The sequence below is a fragment of the Niabella beijingensis genome, assembly GCF_020034665.1.
Taxonomy (GTDB): domain Bacteria; phylum Bacteroidota; class Bacteroidia; order Chitinophagales; family Chitinophagaceae; genus Niabella; species Niabella beijingensis.
Genome location: NZ_JAIQDI010000001.1, coordinates 2,432,146 through 2,457,085, shown reverse-complemented (window position 1 = coordinate 2,457,085; position 24,940 = coordinate 2,432,146). Strand labels below are relative to the sequence as shown.

The following is a 24,940-nucleotide window of genomic DNA, read 5'->3' as shown; positions in this document are numbered from 1 at the left end:
CCTATGGATATTGAAATGCTGCGGGATTTCTGCCTGCAATTTCCGGATGTGGAGGAGGGATTTCCCTTCGGGCCCGATACTCTTGTATTTAAGGTGAAGGGAAAAATATTCCTCCTTACGGGACTGGATAATGATCCGTTGCAGTTCAACGTGAAATGCAACCCGGAAAAAGCGGAAGCATTGCGTGAAAGTTATCCCTCGGTATTGCCCGGCTATCACATGAATAAAAAACACTGGAATACCATCGTGGTGGATGGCACCACAAGCAGCCGGCTTTTAAAAGAATGGATCACAGATTCCTATAACCTGGTAGCAAAAATTAAAAAGTAACTTTCCGGCTCTTATAAAAAGAAAGGATCTCCTCGAGCAGGGTCCGGTCATTGCTTAACCGGGGCACTTTATGCTGGCCCCCCAGCTTTCCCTTATGATGCAGCCAATCAATAAAAAGCCCCTTGGGCAGGGAATGGATCACCGGGCTTTTCAGGGCAATATCCTTGTGGCGCTTCGCCTCGTAATCACTATTGATCGCTTTCAATGCAGCGTCCAGGTGCCGGGTAAACTGTTCCAGGTCCTCAGGTGCTTTTTCAAACTCCACCAGCCATTCGTGCCCCCCGTTCCCCTCATCAGAAAAATACACCGGCGCGGCCGTATAATCGTTTACAACAGTGCCGGTTTCGCGACAGGCCATGCTGATAGCCTTGTCGGTATTATCGATGATCACTTCTTCTCCAAAGGCATTGATAAAGTGCCGGACACGTCCGGATACAATTATTTTAAAGGGATTTTTTGATAAAAACCGGATGGTATCCCCCAACAGGTAACGCCAGAGCCCGCCATTGGTGCTGATCACGGGGGCATAGTTGGTGTCCAATTCTATATCCTTCAACCCGATCGTGCGGGGGTCTGCTGATCCGTATTCACCCAGCGGCATAAACTCCATGAAAATGCCATGATCTGTAAACAGCAGCAGGCCGTCTTCCCCCGGCGCCTGCTGTGCCGCAAAAAAGCCTTCACTGGCGTTATAGGTTTCCAGGTAATGAATGTCTTTTCCCACGATCTTCTTGAACTGCTCGCGGTAAGGGGTAAACGAAACCCCGCCATGCATATACAGCTCAAGTCCCGGCCATACATCCACAATGGATGATTTGCCCGTGATCTCCAGGATCCTTTTAAACAGTACCAGTGTCCAGGTAGGAACCCCGCTTACAGAAGTAACATTTTCGTTAATGGCCTGCGCAGCAATTTTTTCCAGCTTTGTTTCCCAATCGTCCATTAAAGCGATACTCAGTTCCGGTGTCCGGAGCCAGTGTCCCCAGAAAGGGCTGTTCTGCAACAGTACCGCGCTGAGGTCGCCGAACTGGGCTGCCTCATTCAGGGCGTTGATGTTATGACTCCCCCCAAGTACCAGCCCTTTGCCGGTAAGCATCGTACTATCCGGTTTAAAATGATAGTACATGGTCAGCACATCTTTGGCAGCTTTATAATGACAGTCCACCAGGCTTTCTTCGCTTATGGGAATGAACTTGCTTTTATCACCACTGGTGCCGCTGCTTTTGGCAAACCAAAAAATGGGCGAGTTCCAGAGCAGGTTCTGTTCCCCGTTCATACACCGTTCGATATAGGGCTTCAGGTCGTTATACTCCTGGATGGGGATCGCTTTTTTAAAGTCGCGGATATTGAACAGGTTGCTGAACTGATACTTTCTTCCGAATTCCGTATACTGGGCAGAGGTGACGAGGTTCTGCAATACCTCCCGCTGCGCATCCAGCGGATGACTGCGCCATCCGTCGATGCGCCATTGACGCATGCGGGCGAGGGATGATATGGCCGGACTCAGCAAGGGCATTCAATCGCAATATAAACACAATGTAATAAAAACAAAGGAGTTTTGTTGCAACGGCAGTTGCCGGGAACCGCCCGCCTCTTAAAATTCCGGTCAGCACTCCGGCCACTATGCTGCCTGGGGCACTCGGGGTTTCCGTTTCAGGATCAGTGCGCTTATCAGGGCCACCAGGGTCCCGATGGGTAGCACCTCGGTATAGGTGAGCAGTATCACAAAAAGCGGGTTGCGGTACATTTTATTGAAACGGACCATTTCTGCGGCTTTGGCATCCATTTCCGCAGCGCTGGCGCCACCGGCCCTGGCCTCGCGCAAAATATACTCGGTATATTTATCACCAAAGTCGGGAAAAAAAGCATAATAACAGACCAGCCACACCAATACATAGATGGTGGAAGCGACAAGTGCGATCAGGAATCCCGCCCTGAACGCTTTTCCAAAGGAAATAATCCCGCCATTATAACGGTCGCGGAAATTCTTCACACCCACAAATACCAGGGAAAAGATCAGCAACATGGCAGCGTAACCCACCACTTCATTTCCCTTAAAGTCGGCAGTCCCATAACATTTTGCGATGGCTACAGCCATAAACCCGCTCAATAATATGCCGGCAACCGATCCGAAGATGAGTACATTTTTTTTCATTTTGATACGTTTTTATTGCAGTACAAATATGGGGTGCCCTCAACCGGAATCGTTCATACTTTCGGGTGATTTTTGTTATACCAGCCTTATTTACCCGAAAGTAGTATCGTGTTTGGCCTGTTTTGGCACCACAGAAATTCTGAAATACTGATTTTTTTGATGCTCCGGCAAACGTACCACTGCCCGGTACTGTTATTCAGGGGATGATACATAAGCGCCGGGCTTTTTCCACGGCCTGTGTCCGGCGTTTAACGTCCATTTTTTCAAACAACCGGGAAGAGTGGGTTTTTATCGTATTAAGAGAAATGAACAGCCGTCCGGCTATTTCCTGGTTGCTCAATCCTTCGGCCATCAGCTGCAGTACCTCCAGTTCGCGTTCGCTCAACCCCATTTTTTCGATAGCCTGCCGGTTACAAATAAATCCGGCATCTTTTATATAGATCGCTTTTTCAACAATGACCGTCCGGGGTTTTGTCAGCCTGCGGGCGAGCCAGATGCCGAAAAGGGTAAACAGCAATGCAAGGGATCCCGCATAAATTTCAAAGGCATGATCAATGATTACAAATTTTAGCTGTAGCCATTTGAGCAGGAAAACCAGCAGTGCCAGTATAACACCGTATAAAATAAGGGCCCTGTTCCGGGAAAAGAAGTCGCGTAGCATCTGGCAGAATAATATACCGCAATTTACAAAAAAGCCGCAGCTAAAACGACCAGAGGCCCGCAGCAGCACCAAAAGGACAATAACCGTCTTTTTGTTTTTAAATAAAGCGAAGGTCTTAAATTTACCAAAATGAAAAAACGATTATTCCTTTGTGCTTTAGGGTTTTCCCTGTTACAGAACGGGATGGCCCAGGATTCGCTCATCCGTTATGTAAACCCCCTGATCGGAACTCAAAAAATGGGGCATACTTTTCCCGGGGCGACAGTTCCTTTTGGTGCGGTACAGCTTAGTCCGGACACAGATACCCTGCCATATGATGTTAACGGAAAATACAATACCGATGTTTATAAATATTGTGCAGGGTACCAGTATGATGATCCTACTATTGTAGGGTTCAGCCATACGCATTTCAGCGGCACGGGGCATTCCGACCTGGGCGATTTTCTCATCATGCCCACAACCGGGCCGCTGCAGCTGAACCCGGGCACAGCAGCGCACCCCGAAACCGGCTACCGGAGCCGGTTCAGCCATACCAATGAAACTGCTGAACCGAATTATTACAAAGTAAAACTGGATGATAATAATATCCTGGCGGAGCTGACGACCACCACAAGAGTGGGGGTTCATCAGTATACCTTCCCGCAATCGGAGGAGGCGCATATCATCCTTGATCTTATGCACGGGATCTATAACTATGAAGATAAAAATGTGTGGACCTTTGTGCGGGTGGAAAACGATACGCTGATAACAGGATTTAAGCAGACCAATGGCTGGGCCCGCACCCGCACCGTTTATTTTGCCATGGTTTTTTCAAAGCCGGTCCGTTCCTACGGGTTCGCAAACTTCAAGACCTATCCATACAAAGGGTTTTACAAACGGTTTGACCAGACCATGAATTTCCCGGAAATGGCCGGAGAGCAGATCCGCGCGCATTTTGATTTTAAAACCGGGGCAGGGGAAAAGGTCGGGATAAAGTTTGCGCTTTCACCGGTAAGTACAGAAAATGCCCTGGAAAACCTGCAGACAGAAGCCCCCGGCTGGAATTTTGAAGCAGTGAAAGCACAGGGACAGGACCAATGGAACAAAGAGCTGGCAAAAATAAAAATAGAAGTGCCGGATAAGAACGACCGGATCAATTTTTATACGGCGATGTATCATGCTTTTTTAAGTCCGACCGTTTATATGGACCAGAACCAGGAATACAAGGGGCTGGATCAAAATGTTCATAAAACGGATGGCTTCACCAACTATACCACATTCTCGTTGTGGGATACCTACCGTGCCCTGCATCCGCTCTTTAACCTGATACAGCCCCGGCGCAACAGTGATATGATCCGGAGCATGCTGGCACATCAGCAGCAGAGCGTGCACAAGATGCTGCCGGTATGGAGCCATTATGCCAATGAGAACTGGTGTATGAGCGGGTATCACAGTGTGCCGGTCATTGCCGATGCCATTGTGAAAGGGGTGGCCGGCTTTGATGCCAACAAGGCACTGGAGGCCTGTATCCAAACAGCGAATGTGCGCTATTATGATGGGTTGGAGGCCTATCTGACAAAAGGATATGTGCCCGACGATGTGCGCCCGAATTCCGTTTCCACCACTATGGAATATGCTTTTGACGACTGGAGCCTGGCACAGGCAGCGAAGAAGCTGGGCCGTATGGATGTATACGAAACCTTTATGAAGCGCTCACAAAACTGGAAGAACGTATTTGATGCTTCTGTCGGCTATATGCGCCCCCGGCTGAGCGACGGGACGTTCCGTAAAGACTTTGATGTACTGTCTACACACGGACAGGGGTTTATTGAAGGCAATGCCTGGAACTTCAGCTTATTTGTGCCCCAGGATCCGGCGGGAATGATTGCTGCAATGGGCGGGGAAAAGCAATTCATACCACACCTTGACTCCCTGTTTACCATGCACCTGCCGGATAAATTTTTTGAAGAAACGGAAGACATTACGCGGGAAGGTATCATCGGCAATTATGTGCATGGCAACGAGCCGTCACATCATGTGGCCTATCTGTATAACTTTACCCGTCAGCCCTGGAAAACACAGGAACGGGTACGTATGATCCTAAAAAAGCAATACCAGCCGGCTGTGGACGGGTTGGGCGGCAATGATGATTGCGGACAGATGAGCGCCTGGTATATATTCAGCACATTGGGTTTTTATCCGTTTGCTCCCGGCGCCGAGGAGTACCAGCTTGGAAGTCCGGCTGTAAACAAGGCGGTACTGCAGCTCGAAAACGGAAAAACCTTCACCATCACGGCCAGGAATCAATCGGAAAAAAATGTGTATGTGTCTAAGGTGTTGCTGAACGGCCAGCCACTGAAAGCGCACTTCATCAGGCACAGCGATATAACCGGGGGCGGTACACTGGAATTTATAATGGCCGCCAGACCCCCGAAGCGGTGATCGTGGATAAAGCTGGGCTAAACCGGCAGTACGGTTACCTCAACCCCTCTTGCGGTTAGCTCTTCTACAAGGTGGGGGGATATATTGCTGTCTGTAATGATCTGCTCGATATCGTCCAGTCCGCAGATCTTTCCAAAGCCCCTTTTCCCGAATTTGCTGGAGTCGGCCAGTACAATGGTCTTCCGGGAAGCGGCGATCATTTTCCGGTTCAGCTGCGCTTCCATCATATTGGTAGTGGTCAGCCCGAATTCGAGATCAATACCGTCAACGCCCAGGAACAACTTGCTGCAGGAGAAATCTTCCAGGATCTTTTCGGCATAAACACCGGTAACGGATGAGGATGTTTTGCGCATGATACCCCCCAGTTGTATGACCTCTATACCCGGATGATGGGCAATTTCCATGGCCACATTCAGTGCCGCTGTGATAACGGTTACATTTCCTTTTGGTTGTATGTGTTTTGCAAAATAAAAAACCGTGGTACCCGATGCGATCAGGATACAATCGTTGGGCTCTACTAATCCGGCCGCATATTGGCCGATTTTTTCCTTTTCTGTCGATTGAATTCCTACTTTCTCAACAACCGGCCGGTCGCCAATATAAGGATTGGTGAGTGTGGCTCCGCCGTGCGTCCGGTAAAGCTGATTTTTATCTTCCAGGAATTGCAGGTCCTTTCGAATGGTTACGGATGAAACATCCAACTCCTGGCAAAGATCCAGTACCTGAACCATTCCTTTCTGCTTCAGGGAGTCCATTATATGTTGATGACGTTCAATTAGACTGCTCATGCAATCAAAAGTAGCGTTTCCGGCTGCTTTTTCAAAAGAAATAAAAGGAAACTTATATCTGCTTATTAAATTATTATGAATTTTTTCATTTTAATTAAAAAAACGTTATTATTGCTTTCGAAATGTTTTGTTTTATTGGAAAGATAAGGGTTCGAAACTAAAGACAATCGGAGGAAAGCGGAAATGAATAATGGTATTCTTGACAGGGATCAATTGGTAAAGGCAGCTACACAGACGGGGGTGGTTTGGGATGTGCTGGTGATCGGAGGCGGAGCATCCGGGCTGGGAATCGCACTGGAAGCCGCAACCCGCGGATACAGGACCTTGCTGCTCGAACAATATGATTTTGCCAAGGGTACTTCCAGCCGGAGCACCAAACTGGTGCATGGCGGTGTTCGTTACCTCGCGCAGGGAGATATTGCATTGGTACGCGAAGCCAGCATTGAAAGAGGCTTGTTACAAAAGAATGCGCCCCACCTTGTGAAGAACCAAACTTTTATTGTACCGGTATATTCATTTTGGGACCGGCTGAAATATACCATCGGATTAAAGGCCTATGACTGGATTGCGGGACGCCTGTCCCTGGGGTCTTCCGTTTTCATTTCAAAAAAGAAGACCATTGAAGCGGTGCCGGATGTCAGCCAAAAAGGCCTTGTGGGTGGTGTGCTGTATCACGACGGGCAGTTTGACGACTCAAGGCTTGCGTTAAACCTGGCACAAACGATTATTGAGCAGGGTGGTGTTGCGGTGAACTATATGAAGGTGACCGGCCTGAAGAAGGACGCTGCCCAAAAACCCGGAGGGGTGGTAGTGGAAGATACAGAACGGTCGGAAACCTATACCATACAGGCCCGTGCCGTTATCAATGCTACCGGTGTTTTTGTAGATGACATCCTGCGAATGGATAACCCTTCCGCGGCAAAAAGTGTTGTTGCCAGTCAGGGCATCCACCTGGTTTTAAATAAATCCTTTTTTTCTTCTTCCCATGCGCTGATGATCCCCAAAACCACGGATGGGCGTGTATTGTTTGCCGTACCCTGGCATAACGAGGTGGTGGTGGGCACTACGGATACCCTGGTGGGTGCGCCTTCTGTTGAGCCCCGTCCCCTCGAAAAAGAAATCGAGTTTATCCTGGAAACGGCGGGCACCTATCTCAAAAAAAAGCCAGGCCGTAGCGATGTGCTCAGTGTATTTGCCGGTTTGCGACCATTGGCAGCGCCAAAGGAAGGTGCACAAAAAACAAAAGAGATTTCGCGCAGTCATAAGATCATGATCACTCCCAGCGGGCTCTTTACCATCATTGGCGGTAAGTGGACCACCTACCGAAAAATGGGAGAAGATATGATGGACAGTGTGGAGAAAAAGCTCGGCTGGCCTGCAACGACTTCAAGAACACCGCAGTTGCGCATCCATGGTTTTGCAGAAGGAGTGGACTGGAGCGACCCCTTTTATTTTTATGGAAGCGATGCGCCGGACATCAAAGCCAACAGTAACGGGCACTGGATCAGTGAGTCGTTAAAAATAAATAAAGCGCAGGTTATATGGGCCGTTACCCATGAAATGGCCCGTACCGTGGAAGATGTGCTGGCGCGGAGAACAAGGGCATTGCTGCTGGATGCGCGGGAAAGTATCCGGATCAGTGCAGCGGTTGCCGGAATTATGGCGCAGGAGCTGAACCGGGATGAGCATTGGGTTACAGAAGAAGTAAAACGATTTAACGGACTTGCACAGCAATATATTTTACAATAACGAAAAAAAATGCCATATGAATCGATTGTTTTGCATCGTAACGAAGGCGCTACATTATGTTTTCGTTAACAACGTCAAATGGTATCAAACACATGCAGAGGGCGCTCTATATTTGGGCCCCCGTTGCGTTTTTTTAAAGACGCAAAACCTTCAAGGGAAAATTGAATGCGCTTTGTTGTATAGAACAAGGTGGGGACAATCCTTATATGATCGTGTTGTAAATCTCACATCATCATTGTGTAGCAGGTTTGCCAGCTGTATTGCCAGGCAACCAATGGCTGCAACTGTTTACATAAAACGGTTTGCTATCAGAAACTCCGGTACCCCGGAGAACAGGTAGCACATGTGTTACCCGGAAGAGTGTGGACGGAGTATGCAATAAGGGAAGGCGGGCAGATACGAATTGACAGGAAAATAAAAAATTAAAGATACAGGGGTGACCGTTTTTGATCGGCCATTGGGTAAGCGTCTGAGCGGACTATATGGGTATTGTAACGATAGACCCGAAGAGATCACTGTTTAAAGACTTTTTTTAAAACAATCAGTAAAATGGGAAAATTAAAAATCCACAAAACGAAACTTACCACAATACTGCTGCTTTTGGCTTGCCTGTGGTGTATCCCTTTTGTTGTGCATGCGCAACAAAAGACGATAAGCGGAAGGGTTACTTCAAAGGAAACCGGCTCGGCTGTTTCCAAGGCAACGGTTGTGGTAAAAGGTACTTCGAGAGGAACCGCAACGGATGATGAAGGCCGGTATTCAATTGCTGTGAAAACGGGAGAAACACTAACCTTCTCGGCCATCGGGTATAAGGATGAGGATCGCAGAGCGGATGGAGAGTCGACAATAAATGTGGTGCTAGAAGAAGTAGGCAAACAGGAAGAAGAAGTGGTTGTTACGGCCCTGGGAATTAAGCGGCAGGAAAAATCCTTAGGGTATGCGCTCACTAAGATCGATAGCACGCAGCTGACAGATGCCGTGTCCTCTAACTGGACCGATGCGCTTTCCGGTAAAGTGGCGGGGTTGAATCTGATACGTTCCGGCTCTGGTCCGGCAGGATCCAACAAAATCATCCTTCGTGGAGAGAACAACCTTACCGGCGATAACGAGGCACTCATTGTTGTAGATGGAGTTGTGATCAATAACAGCAGTGGGAAACGTTCGGCAAATGCCTCCGATAATGTCTATGCTACGGGCAGCGACAACCTGCCTGCAGATTACGGGAGCTCGCTGAATGACATCAACCCGCAGGATATCGAAAGCGTATCGGTACTAAAAGGGCCTGCTGCAGCTGCTTTGTACGGACAAAGAGGAGCGAACGGTGCTATTATTATCACGACCAAATCTGCTGCCGCAAAAAAGAAAGGACAATTAAGTGTCCGGTTTACCTCAAACGGATCGCTGGAGTCAATAAACAGGTCTCCGGATCTGCAATATGAATACGGCCAGGGCTTGGATGGCGCTCTTTATTACTCTTATGGTGCTTCGGCAGATGGCAGCAGCACCAGTGGTACCAGTTCAGCATACGGACCAAAATTTGACGGACAATCATTTTTTCAGTATGATCCGGTGCGGCAGGCAGTGGGTTTGGAACGCACCCCCTGGGTAGCTTACGACAACATCAATGATTTCTGGGATGTCGGGAGAAATCTTACAAACAACTTAAGCCTGAGCGGCAGGATCGGAACGACCTCCTTCCGCGTTTCCGGAGCCATACAAAATAACAAATGGGTGGTACCCAACACCGGCTTCGATCGTAAATCAGCAAGTCTTACAACGAGTACAGACATTACGAAAAAACTAAAGTTGTCTACTAAAGTGAACTATGGTTACAGGTCCAGCAATAATCTTCCGTCTGCCGGTTACGGCAACCAGTCGCTGATGTATTGGTACATCTTCTGGCAACCCAACGCTGATTATAACTGGCTGAGAAATTACTGGATGGGCGCCCCGGGCAGCATCTATAGCTCCGACAGTATGTACAGAAGGATCCGTTATCCTTATTCTTCTTATCCGGAGAATCCATTTGCGATTGTAAATGAATTTTTGAATAAGACCAGAAGAAATAATGTAACGGGAAATGTGCAGTTAAATTACCAGCTTACGAAAGAACTGAGCTTTATGGTACGCGGAAGTTTGGATTGGTCGAACGATAAGCGGGAACAGGATCGTCCTTATGATGCCGGCTCGCGGCTGCCTTTCGGATCGGTAAGAAAGCAGAATGTCTATGCCCGGGAAATGAGTTATGACTTTCTTGCCCGCTACCATAAAGACCTGTCGGATGATGTTAAGTTTGGCGTTTCTTTAGGAGGAAGCCAGCTGAGGAACGAATACAACAAGACCGATGTCAGGGCCGATGGTTTAAAATTCCCCGACTCCCTCAATGGCTCACCTTATCCCGATATGTACAATCTGGATAATAATCTGTACGGGCTGACCTATTTTCCTGATACCAGCCGTTACCAGATCAACAGTGTTTACGGGATTGTGAATTTTAGCTACAAGAACTATCTGTTTGCGGAGTTAACCGGAAGGCAGGACTGGAACAGTGTTCTGGCCACGGCGAACAGAACGGATAATGTGGGCTTTTTCTATCCTTCATTAAACACCAGCTTTATATTGTCTGATTTCACTCAATTACCAACCTTTATTAGCTATGCTAAACTAAGGGCCTCTATTGCTCAGGTAGGAAGCGGTGCCACGATACCTTACCGGACGGCTTACACCTATCCTGTTTCCAGGAATAACGGGATATATCCTGATAGTGCCGTATCCAATCCAAGGACCTTACCAAATGACAATCTGAAACCGCTTAAAACCACGACCTTTGAATTGGGAACGGAGGTTCAGCTGTTTAAAAACCGCCTGGGATTTGATCTGGCGGTTTACTGGGGAAACACAAAGAATCAGATACTGACGCGAACCGTTGACCGGTCTTCCGGCTATGATGCAGCTGTAATTAATGCGGGAAGGGTGAACAACAGTGGTGTTGAATTATCGCTAAACGGAAAACCCATCGTAAACAGCAATGGATTTAACTGGGAGGTGACGGCCACTTTTGCATCAAATAAAAATAAAATCATTTCCATGCCCGACAGCACTGTTTTGCTCCGCTCCGGACAGATAGCAAGCGGCCAGATCGTAGCTACGATTGGTGGTAGTATGGGTGATTTGTACGGTCTTGGATATCAGCGCAGCCCGGACGGCCAGGTGATCTTTGATCCGGCAACCGGCTTCCCGAAAATTACCAGCAACATTATTTACCTGGGAAATACAACTCCGAAATATAAAATGAGCCTGGGCAACACATTCAGGTATAAACAACTGAGCTTAAAAGTATTGTTTGACGCGCAGGCCGGCGCAGTGGGATATTCGCTTACTCACTATAAAATGGTTGAACAGGGAAAACTGAAAAGTACCCTTCCGGGAAGGTATAATGGTATTGTTGGAAACGGTGTACTGGAGATATTCGACAAGAACGGCAATGTTACAGGGTACCGAAAAAATGATGTGGTAGCATATGATATCGACCAGTATTATCAAAATAGCATGGGATCGCTGAATGCAGAAGGAAGCACCTTCAGTACAGACTTTATCAAGTTTCGTGAAGCATCATTAAACTACGCGTTTAAACCAAAGCTTTTGAAGAAAATAGGTTTGAGTTCCGCGATGATCGGTATTTACGGACGCGATCTGTTTATCTGGTCGCCCTGGCCCATTTTCGATCCGGAATTTGGTACATTAAGCGGATCAGATATTGTTACAGGGTTTGAAGTTGGACAGTTCCCCTCTACACGCACTGTAGGGTTTAATTTATCAATCGGATTTTAACTTTATTAAAATGAAAAAACAACTACTTATTGCAGGCCTTGCTTTGTTGATGGTATCAACGCTCTATTCATGTAAGAAGGGTTTCGAAAAGTTGAATATAGATCCTATTAATATACTAGAGACCTCTTCGGATAAATTACTGGCACCGGCATTGGTGAACTCGATCTGGCCGGGTATGAGCCGGAACAGGAGCTTTACAAACGAACTGATGCAGGTTACGGTGAGTTTAAGCGATGGAGAAAATACCGTATTCCGGTATGCATTCAGGGCAAGCCAGTCGGACTATTTATGGAATTCCTGGTATGTACAACTTACCAACTTCAGAAGCGTTGACAGCCTGGCAAGCAGTGGCGGTAAAATCAATACATCCTATCAGGGAATTGCCCGCATTTGCGAGGCATGGCTGTTTGCCAACTTAACAGATACATATGGTGATATCCCTTACAAGGAGGCGCTTGGCGGAAAACAGGGAAATGTGCAACCTGTTTTTGACCGGCAAAAAGATATCTATCAAGGAATGTTTAATAAATTGGAAGAAGCCAATGAGTTGCTGGCAGGTAATACGCCTATCGTTTTGTCGAGTGATCCCGTTTTCAACGGCGATATTTCAAAATGGAGAAAACTCGGGAATTCGTTGTACTTAAGATTGCTGCTGCGTATATCCGGAAAGGCTGAAGTGGCACAGCAATGCCAGGAAAAAATAAAAGCGATTGTTGAAAATCCGGCAAACTATCCTATTATGACCAGTAACGCCGATTGTGCAAGAGTACTTTGGACTGGGGATGTAAGCAGCACTGATCCTTATACCTCACCGTATGTATACAATATCCGTGTACAGGACTTCAGATCTCCGGCAATCTGCAGTTATTTCCTGGATAGTTTGAATACCTGGTCGGATCCCCGGCTGACATCAGCAAAACCTTATGGATCGGGCTCTATTGGCCGCCTGGGTATTGCGCAGGCAAGCGGCGGCGGATGGCGCGGAGTGGCAAGTGGATATGAACCGGGTAAGGGTCAGGAGAAAGGATGTTATTTCCAAAGCTATGATAATACCAGTACTGGCGGGGTTTGGTCACTGCAGCAAAATCCGCGGACGGGGATTATCATGCAGTATGCCGAAGTTCAGTTTATACTGGCGGAAGCAGCACTTAAGGGATGGATCGGAGGTGATGCAAAAGACTATTTTTATCAGGGCATGGCGTCTGCTATCAATTATTGGGTACCCGATTTTCCGGAAGATGTTAATTCTACCAATTTCGCCACACACCTTGAGAACCTTGCTGCCGGCAGCGTTATCTGGGATGATAATACTTCTCCGGAAAGAAAGATGGAACTGATACATGGACAGAAATACTATGCCCTGTTCCTGACGGATCTGCAGCAGTGGTTTGAGTACCGGCGGACAGGATATCCGAATTTACATCTGGATCAGTTAAAAGGCCTGCAAAACAATAGCGTGATGCCGGCACGTCTGGTATATCCTGTTTATGTGCAATCTGCAAATCCGACTAATTATAAAGCAGCCGTGGCGGCACAGGGGGTTGATCAGATCAATACCAATGTATGGTGGCAAAAGCCATAATAACAGAAGAGTTCTGCTAATGCGGGAAGATTGTCGGAGTATTAAAGGAAATAAAAAAAATCACTGATGAAATATATATTCAATCTTTTTTTAGTACTAAGCGTAGGTATAACCATTAATAGCTGTACCAAAAATACCTACGAAAATTATCCGGGAGGAGTACCATACGAGGTGGTTTCCGTTCTGGATGTACGCCCTTTGTATAAAGGGCAGGATATAACCATTACCAAGGAAAGTGTTTATGGTGCTACAAATCTGGCAGCAGTAGTTGTATCAGATCATACTGCCGGGAATATTCCGGAAGGTCTGCTGATAGTCCAGGATAGCCGCCGCCTCAACACAATAAGAGGTATTTCAATAGACATGGGTGCTGCTGCAGCTAATTATCATCCCGGAGATTCGTTGATGATCGATATTATCGGGAGCACCCTGACCCGTAAAAATGGTATTTTAACTATTACAGGTATACCGGTGTCCAAGATCATACCTAAGGGGAAGGGGTTTGTTGGTATCAACTCCATCACTGTACCACAATTGCTGGCCAACCCGGATATTTATGAAAGTTCGCTTTGCATTATTAATAAATCCAGCCTTAACCCGGCCCCCAAACCGGGCGATGTGATCAGCGGTGCTAAAAATATCAATGATGGTTTTGGCGACCTTACGCTTTATACCGATCCAAATGCAGCCCACGCAAATAACACCCCTTTAATGTTAGCGGCGTATGTAGGCATCCCCTTCAAAAAGACCGATGGATCCGTAGAATTGAGGACAAGAGAAGGGGATGATATCGTTGACATGGGAACTTCAGCGCAGGATTTGATTATTACTGGTATTCAGAGCGATCCTAAAGGTGGAGATGGGGGGAATGAATACGTACAAATAATGGCGACCAGAGATATTGACTTTTCGGTTACTCCATACAGCATTGTATTTTGCAACAATGCAGGAGCCTCTACTCCTACGACGCTGGATGCTGGGTGGGCCACTGGTGGTAAACGTACTATTAAATGGGATATTACATCGGGTACTGCGCTTAAAGGGAAGTTTTTTTATTTTGGCTTCCAAAACAGGAAAATTAATGGAAACGCAGGTACTGTTTCTTTCCCCGAAGAAACTAATTGGTATGGAAAAACTTATCTGAATGTAAAGGGGGGACCGACCAATCCAGGCGATGGAGGGCTTGTTCGAACCAGCGTATTTACCGAAAGCGGCCCTTTTGCCAATAGCGGGAATGCCTGTGGTGTAGCTTTGTTTAAAGGAACTTCGGTTACAGAAGCGTCAGTGCCCGAAGACGTTTTATTTATTGCCTCGGGAGGAAACACGGGTCTCTACGACCCTTCCAAAAACCCGATACAGGGATATCGTATTTGTAATAACGACTGGTACTCCATGTACTCCATAGCCATCGATCCGGACACCTATAAACCAGTAATAGTACCGTATTTACATTATCGTTCAGCTGGAAATACCACCAATATGCCCTATCCGGTAAATGCAGCACACCCCGACCCGTCGAAAGCTGATGCTGGCTTGTTCAGTATGATGGGTGGCGTATATAATATTACCCTGGGCCGGTGGACTACTGCCAGGAAACAGGTTGTAATAGAACTGTTTCAAAAAACAGAAGATGGTCATGTAGCAGCTACTATTGCCGATATAGAAAATGATCGCGGCGGCCCCAATGATTCGCTAATTACAAGAATAGTAGAATAGTAATGCAGGGGGACTATTATTCATTTAATATACCCCAAGATTTTTAGTTTACTTTAAACCTAAAAAAATGAAAAAAACAAGAACCATTACAATCGGAATTTTTATATTGCTGATAGCATTTGTTAGTCTTACAGCTTTTACAAGAGCAGAAAAAACTATAGCTCCGACAAAAAATATTCATTTACGGGGAGCAGTACAAAAATCGTACGACAGAAACTTTAGGGAAAGCAAATTAAATAACTTAACTAGAGTGGTTTCGGATTCAGACTGTAGTGGAACTACCTGGGCGAGTCTTATAAGCATGAACATAGAATATAATCAGGTTACCCAGTACAACAATTTTAATATGAATTTTACGGGAAGTGGTACCTATATACTCGAATATTCGATTTACGAAAATGGGCCAACCTTCAATTTTATGGGTTCGGGGACAATCCACAATTTTTCAAAGAGTGGTAATTACCTGTTTCCTGTAGCTCTTCCGCCTGGCGACTATGTATTTGATTGTATAATTAAAAATGAATGCGGAGAAGATGTCAGTGATCCTATGGAATTCCTATTTACAAACGAAGCAGGATAAAAGCAGGACACAAGAAGGATAAAGCCGCTCACCTTGTACCTCTTGTCTTGTATTGCTGCTTCTGTTGATTAATAAAAGAACAGTAAAGAAAAATGATGAAACTCAAATTAAAACAAGCAATAAGCTGTTGCCTTATTGTAGGCAGTATGCTTGGCGCTGCTCACAGTAACGCCCAGTCCCCCACTTGGGACAGTACTTACCGTCCCGGAAGTTATAAACTGCGGGTGGACCAGTTCAATGCCTTTCCCAATTCCTCAAAGGATATTATTTTCCTTGGCAACAGCATCACGGCTGGTGTGGACTGGTCGGAACTGCTGAAAAACCCCGATGCCCGGAACCGGGGTATCAGTGGTGACATTACGTTTGGTGTGCTGGAACGCCTGCATGAAGTGACGGAAGGAAAACCGCAAAAAGTGTTTATCCTTATCGGCACCAACGATATTTCCCGCAATGTTCCGGATGCAGTGATCCTTGACAATTACAAACGCATTATCAGCCAGCTGCAAACCGAAAGCCCGGCTACAAAAATTTATTTTCAGACGGTATTGCCGGTGAACAGCGATATCCCGCCAAAGAAAAACCATTACGGAAAAGATGCACACATCGCTGCTGTAAATGAAGGGCTGAAGAAATTGGGGAAAGAAACGGGCATCACGGTGATCGATCTGCATCCGCATTTTCTAAAGGATGGTAAACTGGACCCAACACTTACCTATGACGGACTGCACCTGAATATAAAAGGATACGAACGCTGGGTGAAAATTTTAAAAGAAGGAAAATATTTATAACATGAAAAGTAGATTACTATGCACAACGGTATGGCTGGTTACGGTGGCGGCATGCAGCGCACAAAAAAAAATTGAACTTCCGGCAAAGTATAAACACTTTGATATGGAAGCACACCGGGGCGGCAAGGGACTGATGCCGGAGAATACCATTCCTGCAATGCTGAATGCCATAGACATGGGAGTAACCACACTGGAAATGGATATGCAGGTAACGCGGGACGGGCAGATCGTGGTATCGCATGATGCCGCTTTCAATGCCGGGTTTACAACCACCCCCGAGGGGGATACGCTGACCCCGGCTGAATCAAAGAAACGGATCCTGTACACCATGACCTATGATTCCATAAAAAAATATGATGTAGGCAAAAAGTTTTATGCGGCCGTTCCGCGTCAGAAGAAAATGGCGGCTGTAAAGCCACTGCTAAAAGACCTGCTGACGGCAACGGAGGCCTACGCAAATAAGAAAGGGGTAAAGATCCAATACAATATCGAGATAAAATCCAACCCGAAAGGAGAAGGGGTTTCCTGTCCGCCTGTAGCGGAATTTACGGATCTGGCCATGCAGACGATATTGCCTTTCAATATCGGAAAACGCATGATCATCCAGTGTTTTGATGAACGGGCGTTGAAAATAATGCACGAAAAATATCCGCAGGTACAAACCTCGCTTCTGATCGGCGATAAAGAAAAACGCAGCCTCGATGAGCAGCTGAAAAGCCTGGGCTATGTACCGGAATACTATAGCCCGCACTACTCGATCGTTACACCGCAGCTGGTAAAGGAATGCCATCAGAAAAATATGAAGATCGTGCCCTGGACGGCCGATGAGATCGGGATCATAAAGAACCTGGCAGATATGGGCGCGGACGGAGTGATCACAGATTACCCGGATTTATTTTACCAGTTAAAATAATTTTTACGCTAAACCCTTCAAACATGAAACCATTGCTTATCGCCGTAATGATGCTGTTTACAGCAGCCTGCAACAAAACGAATAACAATCTGAGAGGCCCCGTAGCAAGCAGGGAACCATCTTCGAAACTGGCTGCCGCCGCTTTAGCGGTCACACCAAAAGAAATGATTATCTGTGATCAGAAAAATGCACGGATCATTATGGTGGATATCGCCAACAACAACCAGATCACATGGGAATGGAAGGCTTCCGGTTCCTATGCCATGATACACAGTGCGGCGCAGGCATGGTTTTCCAACCTGAGCGATGCCAAACTGGTTTATAACGGCAGTTATATTCTGGCAACAGCATCAGGAGGCGGTGTGGCCCTCATCAGCGTATCCAGTAAAAAAGCGATCTGGTACGACTATGCGGGGGGTAATACACATTCTGCAGAGTTATTGCCCAATGGCAATGTGGTAACGGCCTCCACCACCGGGGGCTACCTGATGATATTCACCGTGGATTCTTATATTAATGACCAATCCAGCCAGGTAAAGGCTGCAACATTTGAAGATGTACATAATGTAGTATGGGATCATGCCCGTCAGCAATTATACGCTGCGGGGAAAGACAAGCTGAAAGTGTTCACGTATAACGGCAGCTGCACCGCTCCGAAGCTCACGCTTAAAGCAACCTATACAATGCCTCAGGGTAATGCGCATGAACTGTTTCCTGTATACGGTAGCACCACAGATCTCTGGCTGACCAACTCAGGAAATATTTACAGGTTCAACGTGACCACAGGCGCTTTTACTTTGATAAAAGCCACCAGTGGTGTTAAATCTGTAACTTCCGGGCCATCCGGTTATCAAACGATTATTGCAAAAGCAAACGGTGCTGGCGGCGAATCATGGAGAACGGACCAGGTATTGGATATTAATGGCGCCGTAGTATATAAAAATACTTCTATAGGATTATATAAGGCAAGATGGAAGCTGGTAAACACATTCAGCTATCCCGCAGGAGATCATTTTCATGAATGTACGCATCCGTAAATATTTCTCTGCAGGCCTGCCGCCCCTGGCTAACAGAGCAGAACGATTTAAAATGAACCGGCCACGATAGAAGAAGGACATCATTAACGGATTTGTGCGGATTGATTTTTTTAAATTTATTGCCTGCTCATAAACAGAATTTTTTATATTCACTTTTTTATAAACAAGATTGTATATGCCAAAATATGTTCTATCCCTCGACCAGGGAACAACAAGCTCCCGCGCGATCATTTTTGATAAAGCTGGTAACATTGTTGCTGTTGCTCAAAAGGAATTCACCCAGATCTTTCCCCAGCCCGGCTGGGTAGAGCACGATGCCAATGAGATCTGGTCTACCCAGCTGGGGGTGGCCACAGAAGCGGTGGTAAAGGCCGGACTTACGACGCAGGATATTGTTTCCATCGGAATTACCAATCAGCGGGAGACCACCGTGGTTTGGGACCGGAAGACGTCCCAACTGGTTTATAACGCCATTGTATGGCAGGACCGGCGTACCTCGGATTATTGTGATGCGCTGAAAAAAGACGGATCTGCCGATATTATCCGGGAAAAAACAGGGCTTGTTACAGATGCCTATTTTTCTGCAACGAAAATAAGGTGGATACTGGAAAATGTGGAGGGGGCCAAAGCAAAAGCACAGAACGGCGATCTCTGTTTCGGTACCGTCGACTCCTGGCTGCTATGGAAACTGACCAATGGAAAAGTACATGCCACGGATGTAAGCAATGCTTCCCGGACCATGGCCTATAACATCCATACCCTGCAGTGGGATGAAGAATTGCTGCGGCTGTTCGGTATCCCGCTCAGCATGATGCCCGAAGTCCGCTCCAGCAGTGAGGTCTATGGCCATACCCAGCAATTGCTTACTGCGGCACAGATACCGGTGAGCGGTATTGCCGGAGATCAGCAGTCAGCCTTGTTCGGACAGATGTGCACCCAGTCTGGGATGGTAAAAAACACCTACGGCACGGGTTGCTTTATGCTGATGAATACAGGCAATAAGCCGGTGCCCTCAAAAAATAACCTGCTTACCACCATTGCATGGAAGCTCAATAATGAAGTAAGCTATGCGCTGGAAGGAAGCGTATTTATTGCCGGTGCCGTGGTGCAGTGGCTGCGCGACGGACTAAAACTGATTCAGAAATCCGGCGATATCGAGGCCCTTACTGCAACGGAAACCGACAATGGCGGAGTGTATATGGTTCCGGCCTTTACCGGTTTGGGCGCGCCTTACTGGAACCAGCATGCACGGGGCATCATCACCGGGCTTACCCGTGGCAGCTCCGATGGCCATATTGCACGTGCCGCAATAGAAAGCATCGCCTATCAGACAATGGATGTATTAAAAGCAATGGAAGCGGATGCAGGACTGCAGATCAAAGAAGTTCGGGTAGATGGCGGCGCTACCGTGAACAACTACCTGATGCAGTTCCAGGCGAATTTATTAAACACGACGGTGGTACGCCCGAAAATAACGGAAACAACAGCCCTGGGAGCCGCTTACCTCAGCGGACTGGCAGTCGGTTTCTGGAAAGACCTGGATGAAGTAAAGCAATACTGGCAGGTGGATCAGCGCTTTGAGGCCTATATGAAAGACGACGTGCGGGAACAGTTGAGCAAGGGCTGGAAACGCGCGGTACGTGCCGCACAGGTTTGGGCAGAGGAAGGTTGATGTTTAAGATTTCAGGAGCGAAAAGCGAATCGTGAATTATCAACAGGGGTCATGTTGACACGTGCAGGTTCGTAATGAGTCAGTTTAGGATCTCTCCTTCACGCGGCTCACTTCTTACTAATAAAAAAAGCGATATGAATATTTTTACAAGTGAATTGATCGGGACCTTTTTTCTTATTATACTGGGAAACGGCGTCGTTGCCAATGTGGTATTAAATAAAACCAAAGGAAACAGCAGCGGCTGGATCGTAATAGCTATGGGTTGGGCCATGGCAGTTTTCGTTGGGGTGTTTGTTTCTTCAAAAGCAAGCGGCGCCCATTTGAACCCCGCAGTAACAGTGGCCTTGGCCTACCTGGGGAAAATAGAACCAACACTGATCCCCGAATATCTTGGCGGACAATTGCTGGGAGCCATGCTGGGTCAGCTCGGCGTATGGGCGGCTTACCGGCAGCACTTCCTGGAAACCGATGATACCGCAGCAAAACTGGCGGTATTCAGCACAGGGCCCGCCATCCGGAATACGGCCAGTAACCTGATCACCGAGATCATCGGAACCTTTGTGCTGATCCTTTCAGTCCTGTTTATTATTGCTCCCTCCAATAGCCTGGGTGCGCTGGACGCTTTGCCGGTGGCCTTTATCGTACTGGCGATCGGTTTGAGTCTTGGCGGCCCGACCGGTTATGCGATCAACCCGGTGCGCGATTTTGGCCCGCGCATTATGCACGCGATCCTGCCCATCGGTAAAAAAGGCAGCAGCGACTGGAGCTACAGCTGGATCCCTATTCTCGGACCATTGATCGGTGCCCTGCTGGCAGCAATTATATTCCAACAACTGGTATAAATTGCTGGTTATTTAAAACGGACCCGTTCAACCGCCGCTTTATTTTCTCCAGTCCCTTATGCTGGCGATAAACCGGGAGACCTCTGCTTCTGTATTGTGGTAATGCAGGCTAATGCGGATGCGGCCGTTGCGGCGGGTCGTGATGATGTTGTTTTGAGAAAGATGATCATGCAGCCCTTCGGCATCGTTTATTACGATAATGGAACTTCTGTTGGTTGTATCCGGCGGTCCCAGTAAGTCCAGACCACAGGACGGAAGTTCAGGCAGCAGCAGCCGGGCAAGCGCGGTATTATGTGCTTCGATCGCCGCAAGCCCGCGTTCCTGTTTTATCTCAATAGCCCTGTTTAAAATGGTCAGTCCGTACATATTTAATCCCCCGGGTTCATAGTTAAGCACGCTGTTGTTGGATGAAAAAGTATTACCCGAATACTGATAGGCGTTGCTGTGGGCCCCGGATACTTTTGGCGGGTATTCTGCTGCAAAATCCGGACGCATATACAGGATTCCGGTGCCGAAACCGGCATTCATCCATTTATAATTACTGGAGATGCAAACATCCGGCTGAATTTCAGAAAGCGAAATGTGTACAGCGCCCATACTTTGAGTGGCATCGATGATGGTACGGGTACCCAGCGAACGGCAGCTGTCACAAAGTGTTTTCAGGTCGATTTTAAAACCGGTCTGCCACTGCACATGACTGATGGCCACCAGGCGGATGCCCTCTTTTCTTATAAGATCTTTTATTTTTTCTATATCTATAAAAAAACCGTCTTCATCATCCAGCCACACGATATCGAATTTGTTAATCAGGAATGGAATGTAAACTGATGGAAAATCCTTCCGGTACAGCAGTACCTTTTCATCGCCCTTTAAAGCGTGTACCACTGCGTTCATACCAAAGGAAAAATTGGGAACAAATGCAATATGTTCCATACCGGCACCGATAAATGCGGCGGTGTTTTTCCGGATCACAGCAGCTTCCACATCGCGCCACAGCTCGCTTGCAGCTGAGCTGTTGTGTTCAAAATTCTTATACAGGGTGGTGCCTGCCTGCAAAACGGTTTCGGGTATCAATCCACAGGCAGCGGTATTAAAATAGATAGAACTTGTAGCTTCCGCCATTTGTTTTTTGATAAAAATACAAATAAAGTCAGACGAACCTGTCTGATCTTTCCATTCTCAGCAACACTGCTTATTTCAGATAGTCGAAAATATTCACGGGCCGGTATCTGGGACTGCGCCGGAAAAAGTCGTTAAAAAAAGCAGTATGGCCGGCTCCCATGAGTATAAAGATCCGGTCGTTTCCGGAAAGAGGGAGCTGGTTCAGGTTGGAAAACATGACCAGGTTCCTGTGATAGAATTTTGCGGCCTCCTGTGCCCCTTCTGCGTTTCCTTTTGTTGAGGCATAGGTAAGCAGGTCCGCATTTACATTGATCAGGTAATCCAGGGATTGAGGATGGTTCAGCAGGAGCAGCCGGTTCCTCACGGTCATCGAATCTTCTCCGAGTTGGTTTTTGACCTTTGTGATCATTGCGCGGTAGCGCGGTATGGTTTGCGTATCTACCCTGTTTTGTAACTGGTTAAAAATGCTGTAGTTGTAATTCTCGTGGAAATCGATACCAAATATTTTTACCGCGCCGCTAAGCCGCCCTACCTCATAGGCCAGCAGCTGGATTTCATTGGGGTTTTTAAAAGTTTTATCCGGATGTTTCACATAATCCAGGTAGTCCTCCAGGAGCGCTTCGTTTCTTTCCGGGACACGCTCCACAATAATTACAGTAGGTCTGAATGCAGCCAGCTGCCTGGCAATGGCACGTACTGTTTGCTGATTGTTCCTGTTGTGCTCGTCAAAATCCACTTTGGCAGCATCGGGTGTATATCCCATATGGAATGTTCCCATGTTGAGCACCGGAATGGCATCATCAAATTTATCTTTGAAAACAGGCCGTTGTGCCCCGGCGCAGAGTGCCGTCAGCAAACAACATAAAATAATGCAGAAACGGTTGGTCATAATAGATTTTTATTCAAATTTGACGTAGAGCTGTAAAATCTGAAAACAAACTCTGCAAATCCCCCTGTTTTATCTGCAAACGGGTTGGTTATTTCATGAGTTCCTGCGTACTTCATAAAAAAAATACAGACGATGCTTAGAAAGAAAACGGAAATAAGTGTTCACCTGGTTTTCTGGATCCTGTTTGCCGGGTTGCGTGTCGTCAGGGTTGTTTATACGCCGGCGGCAAGATTGCATTTCTCCTGGCCCGGTTTTTTTACGATGTCTTACCTGGTTATCACCGCGATCGTCTTTTACTGTAATTATCTGTACTTGTTACCAGCATTCAGTAAAAAAAGAGGTTTTGCCGGGAAGTATTTTTTCCCGGTGCTGATCAGCTATTGCTTCTTTTTATTACTCCGTTATGGTTTTGAGCAGGTGGCAAGTCCCGCTATATGGGGATATAAAAATTATTACGGGAATCCGTCATTGCTGTTTTATATTTATGACAACCTTTACTTTGCTTTTCCTGCGGTGGTCATAAGCACCGTATTATGGGTACTGATTCATAATATCCGCCTGATGGAGGAAAATGCAGCGATGAAGGTGCAGCAGGCTGCTGCGGAACTGAAGTTTTTAAAAGCGCAGGTGAACCCTCATTTTATTTTTAATACCCTGAACAACATCTATTCCCTGGTATATAACCGCTCTGGCGGGGCGCTGGAGGCAATAGAAGCACTCTCCGGTATGATGCGCTTTACAACGTATGAAGCAGGTGAGGAAACGGTTGCCCTGATACGGGAAATACAATACATCGAAAACCTGATCGCCCTTGAACAGCTCCGCCATGAAACACCGCTGAACCTGCAATTCGAAAAAAGCATTGCCGATGAACAGCTGTTAATCCCTCCGTTTATTCTTTCTCCATTTATTGAAAATGCGCTGAAACATGGAGTACCGGATGCACCGCAACAGCTGGTGACCATACGCCTTGAAACCTCTGCGACGCAGCTGCATCTTACAGTAAAAAACGGCATCAGCGGGAAGAAGTATAAGGACTTGTCGGGAGGCGTTGGTCTCGAAAACACAAGGAAGCGGCTGGGGTTTTATTATCCCGGCCGGTATACACTGCATTGCGGACCGGATAATGCTATTTATGAAACCGATTTAAAAATAAACCTGTAATGATCCGGTGTATCGTACTTGATGATGAACCCCTTGCTGTAGCCTTGCTCAAAAAGTATATACTGCAGACAGAAGGAGTGACCTTACTGGCTGGCGGAACAAAGCCCGGAGCTCTGATCCCCTTCCTGGAAAAGGGCATGGCGGAGCTGGTGTTTATGGACATCAGGATGCCGGAACAAAGTGGAATGGAACTGATGGACCGGTTCAACGAAAAGAATGCGTTTGTAATCACTTCCGCTTACCCGAAATATGCATTGGAAGGCTATCATTACAATGTGGTGGATTACCTGTTAAAGCCCATTACCTACGAGCGGTTCCTGAAAAGCATCGGGAAGTTCAGGGAGTGGACGTCTTATTATAAAAAAGAGGAAGAGCCTGCCTGTGTTTATATAAAAGAAAGCGGCATACAATACAAAATATACAGCAATGATATTTTATATATTGAAGGATTGAGAGATTATGTCCGGGTTTGCACCTCTAAGAGGAATTTTGTGGTATTAACCAATCTTAAGGATATTCTCCGTACACTGCCCGGCTATCAATTTGTACGGATTCACCGCTCTTTTATCGTTAATATGGATAAGCTGGAAAAGATCCAGAGTCACCAGGTAATGATTGGTATAAAGGAGATCCCCATCGGGGAGGCGTTCCGGAAAGCGTTTTCAGCAGCGATGGATCTCAGGAACGGCAAATAAAAAAG

20 protein-coding genes are annotated in these 24,940 nt (G+C 46.9%); 14 read left to right on the top strand and 6 right to left on the bottom strand.

The features are described from left to right. Positions 1–3: 3 nt before the first annotated feature. Positions 4–330, top strand: coding sequence for an MmcQ/YjbR family DNA-binding protein (locus tag K7B07_RS10245; protein ID WP_223709388.1), 327 nt, complete (start codon positions 4–6; stop codon positions 328–330). Here K7B07_RS10245 and K7B07_RS10240 read toward each other — a convergent pair. The 3 genes from K7B07_RS10240 to K7B07_RS10230 form a co-directional block, all read right to left on the bottom strand. After that, entirely contained in the window at positions 320–1,846 is a 1,527-nt protein-coding gene (locus K7B07_RS10240) for a GH3 auxin-responsive promoter family protein (protein ID WP_223709387.1), read from the bottom strand. The two genes, K7B07_RS10245 and K7B07_RS10240, sit on opposite strands and share 11 nt — an antisense overlap. Before the next feature lie 105 nt (positions 1,847–1,951). Further along, complete coding sequence (locus K7B07_RS10235) at positions 1,952–2,485, bottom strand: DUF4199 domain-containing protein (RefSeq protein WP_223709385.1); 534 nt, start codon at positions 2,483–2,485, stop codon at positions 1,952–1,954. A 196-nt stretch (positions 2,486–2,681) separates the two neighbouring features. Beyond that, positions 2,682–3,146 (bottom strand): helix-turn-helix transcriptional regulator, encoded by a 465-nt coding sequence (locus K7B07_RS10230; RefSeq protein ID WP_223709383.1) that lies wholly within the window; start codon positions 3,144–3,146, stop codon positions 2,682–2,684. Between the two features lie 129 nt (positions 3,147–3,275). On the opposite strand from K7B07_RS10230, the gene K7B07_RS10225 reads away from it, so the two are divergent. Next, positions 3,276–5,567: a GH92 family glycosyl hydrolase gene (locus K7B07_RS10225; protein ID WP_223709381.1), complete on the top strand. Its 2,292-nt coding sequence runs from the start codon at positions 3,276–3,278 to the stop codon at positions 5,565–5,567. Positions 5,568–5,584: 17 nt separating this feature from the next. Here the strand turns inward: K7B07_RS10225 and K7B07_RS10220 are convergent, their stop codons facing one another. Then, positions 5,585–6,355, bottom strand: coding sequence for a DeoR/GlpR family DNA-binding transcription regulator (locus K7B07_RS10220; RefSeq protein ID WP_223709379.1), 771 nt, complete (start codon positions 6,353–6,355; stop codon positions 5,585–5,587). 183 nt (positions 6,356–6,538) lie between these two features. On the opposite strand from K7B07_RS10220, the gene K7B07_RS10215 reads away from it, so the two are divergent. From K7B07_RS10215 to K7B07_RS10170, 10 genes are all read left to right on the top strand, one after another. Beyond that, positions 6,539–8,104: a glycerol-3-phosphate dehydrogenase/oxidase gene (locus tag K7B07_RS10215; protein WP_223709377.1), complete on the top strand. Its 1,566-nt coding sequence runs from the start codon at positions 6,539–6,541 to the stop codon at positions 8,102–8,104. A gap of 549 nt (positions 8,105–8,653) precedes the next feature. After that, the gene (locus tag K7B07_RS10210; RefSeq protein WP_223709376.1) at positions 8,654–11,935 is read left to right on the top strand and encodes a SusC/RagA family TonB-linked outer membrane protein; all 3,282 of its coding nucleotides are present in this window, start codon (positions 8,654–8,656) and stop codon (positions 11,933–11,935) included. 10 nt (positions 11,936–11,945) lie between these two features. Continuing rightward, on the top strand, positions 11,946–13,517 hold the full coding sequence (locus tag K7B07_RS10205) for a SusD/RagB family nutrient-binding outer membrane lipoprotein (protein ID WP_223709374.1): 1,572 nt from the start codon (positions 11,946–11,948) through the stop codon (positions 13,515–13,517). 66 nt (positions 13,518–13,583) lie between these two features. Next, a complete protein-coding gene (locus K7B07_RS10200) occupies positions 13,584–15,233 on the top strand; it encodes a DUF5689 domain-containing protein (protein ID WP_223709373.1) in 1,650 nt (549 codons plus the stop codon). A 67-nt stretch (positions 15,234–15,300) separates the two neighbouring features. Beyond that, positions 15,301–15,813: a hypothetical protein gene (locus K7B07_RS10195; RefSeq protein ID WP_223709371.1), complete on the top strand. Its 513-nt coding sequence runs from the start codon at positions 15,301–15,303 to the stop codon at positions 15,811–15,813. Positions 15,814–15,905: 92 nt separating this feature from the next. Beyond that, a complete protein-coding gene (locus K7B07_RS10190) occupies positions 15,906–16,601 on the top strand; it encodes a GDSL-type esterase/lipase family protein (RefSeq protein WP_223709370.1) in 696 nt (231 codons plus the stop codon). A 1-nt stretch (position 16,602) separates the two neighbouring features. Then, on the top strand, positions 16,603–17,514 hold the full coding sequence (locus K7B07_RS10185; protein ID WP_223709368.1) for a glycerophosphodiester phosphodiesterase family protein: 912 nt from the start codon (positions 16,603–16,605) through the stop codon (positions 17,512–17,514). Positions 17,515–17,537: 23 nt separating this feature from the next. After that, positions 17,538–18,551, top strand: coding sequence for a DUF6528 family protein (locus tag K7B07_RS10180; RefSeq protein ID WP_223709366.1), 1,014 nt, complete (start codon positions 17,538–17,540; stop codon positions 18,549–18,551). 175 nt (positions 18,552–18,726) lie between these two features. Continuing rightward, on the top strand, positions 18,727–20,223 hold the full coding sequence (gene glpK, locus K7B07_RS10175) for a glycerol kinase GlpK (protein WP_223709364.1): 1,497 nt from the start codon (positions 18,727–18,729) through the stop codon (positions 20,221–20,223). Positions 20,224–20,357: 134 nt separating this feature from the next. Continuing rightward, on the top strand, positions 20,358–21,065 hold the full coding sequence (locus tag K7B07_RS10170) for an MIP/aquaporin family protein (protein WP_223709363.1): 708 nt from the start codon (positions 20,358–20,360) through the stop codon (positions 21,063–21,065). A gap of 39 nt (positions 21,066–21,104) precedes the next feature. Here the strand turns inward: K7B07_RS10170 and K7B07_RS10165 are convergent, their stop codons facing one another. Together K7B07_RS10165 and K7B07_RS10160 are read right to left on the bottom strand one after the other, a co-directional pair. Then, a complete protein-coding gene (locus tag K7B07_RS10165) occupies positions 21,105–22,187 on the bottom strand; it encodes an aminotransferase class V-fold PLP-dependent enzyme (protein ID WP_223709361.1) in 1,083 nt (360 codons plus the stop codon). A 70-nt stretch (positions 22,188–22,257) separates the two neighbouring features. Continuing rightward, a complete protein-coding gene (locus tag K7B07_RS10160; protein WP_223709360.1) occupies positions 22,258–23,076 on the bottom strand; it encodes a DUF5694 domain-containing protein in 819 nt (272 codons plus the stop codon). Positions 23,077–23,208: 132 nt separating this feature from the next. On the opposite strand from K7B07_RS10160, the gene K7B07_RS10155 reads away from it, so the two are divergent. Both K7B07_RS10155 and K7B07_RS10150 read left to right on the top strand, forming a co-directional pair. Further along, a complete protein-coding gene (locus K7B07_RS10155) occupies positions 23,209–24,240 on the top strand; it encodes a sensor histidine kinase (protein ID WP_223709359.1) in 1,032 nt (343 codons plus the stop codon). Beyond that, positions 24,240–24,935: a LytR/AlgR family response regulator transcription factor gene (locus K7B07_RS10150; RefSeq protein WP_223709358.1), complete on the top strand. Its 696-nt coding sequence runs from the start codon at positions 24,240–24,242 to the stop codon at positions 24,933–24,935. Before K7B07_RS10155 ends, K7B07_RS10150 begins: the two co-directional genes overlap by 1 nt. Positions 24,936–24,940: the final 5 nt, after the last annotated feature.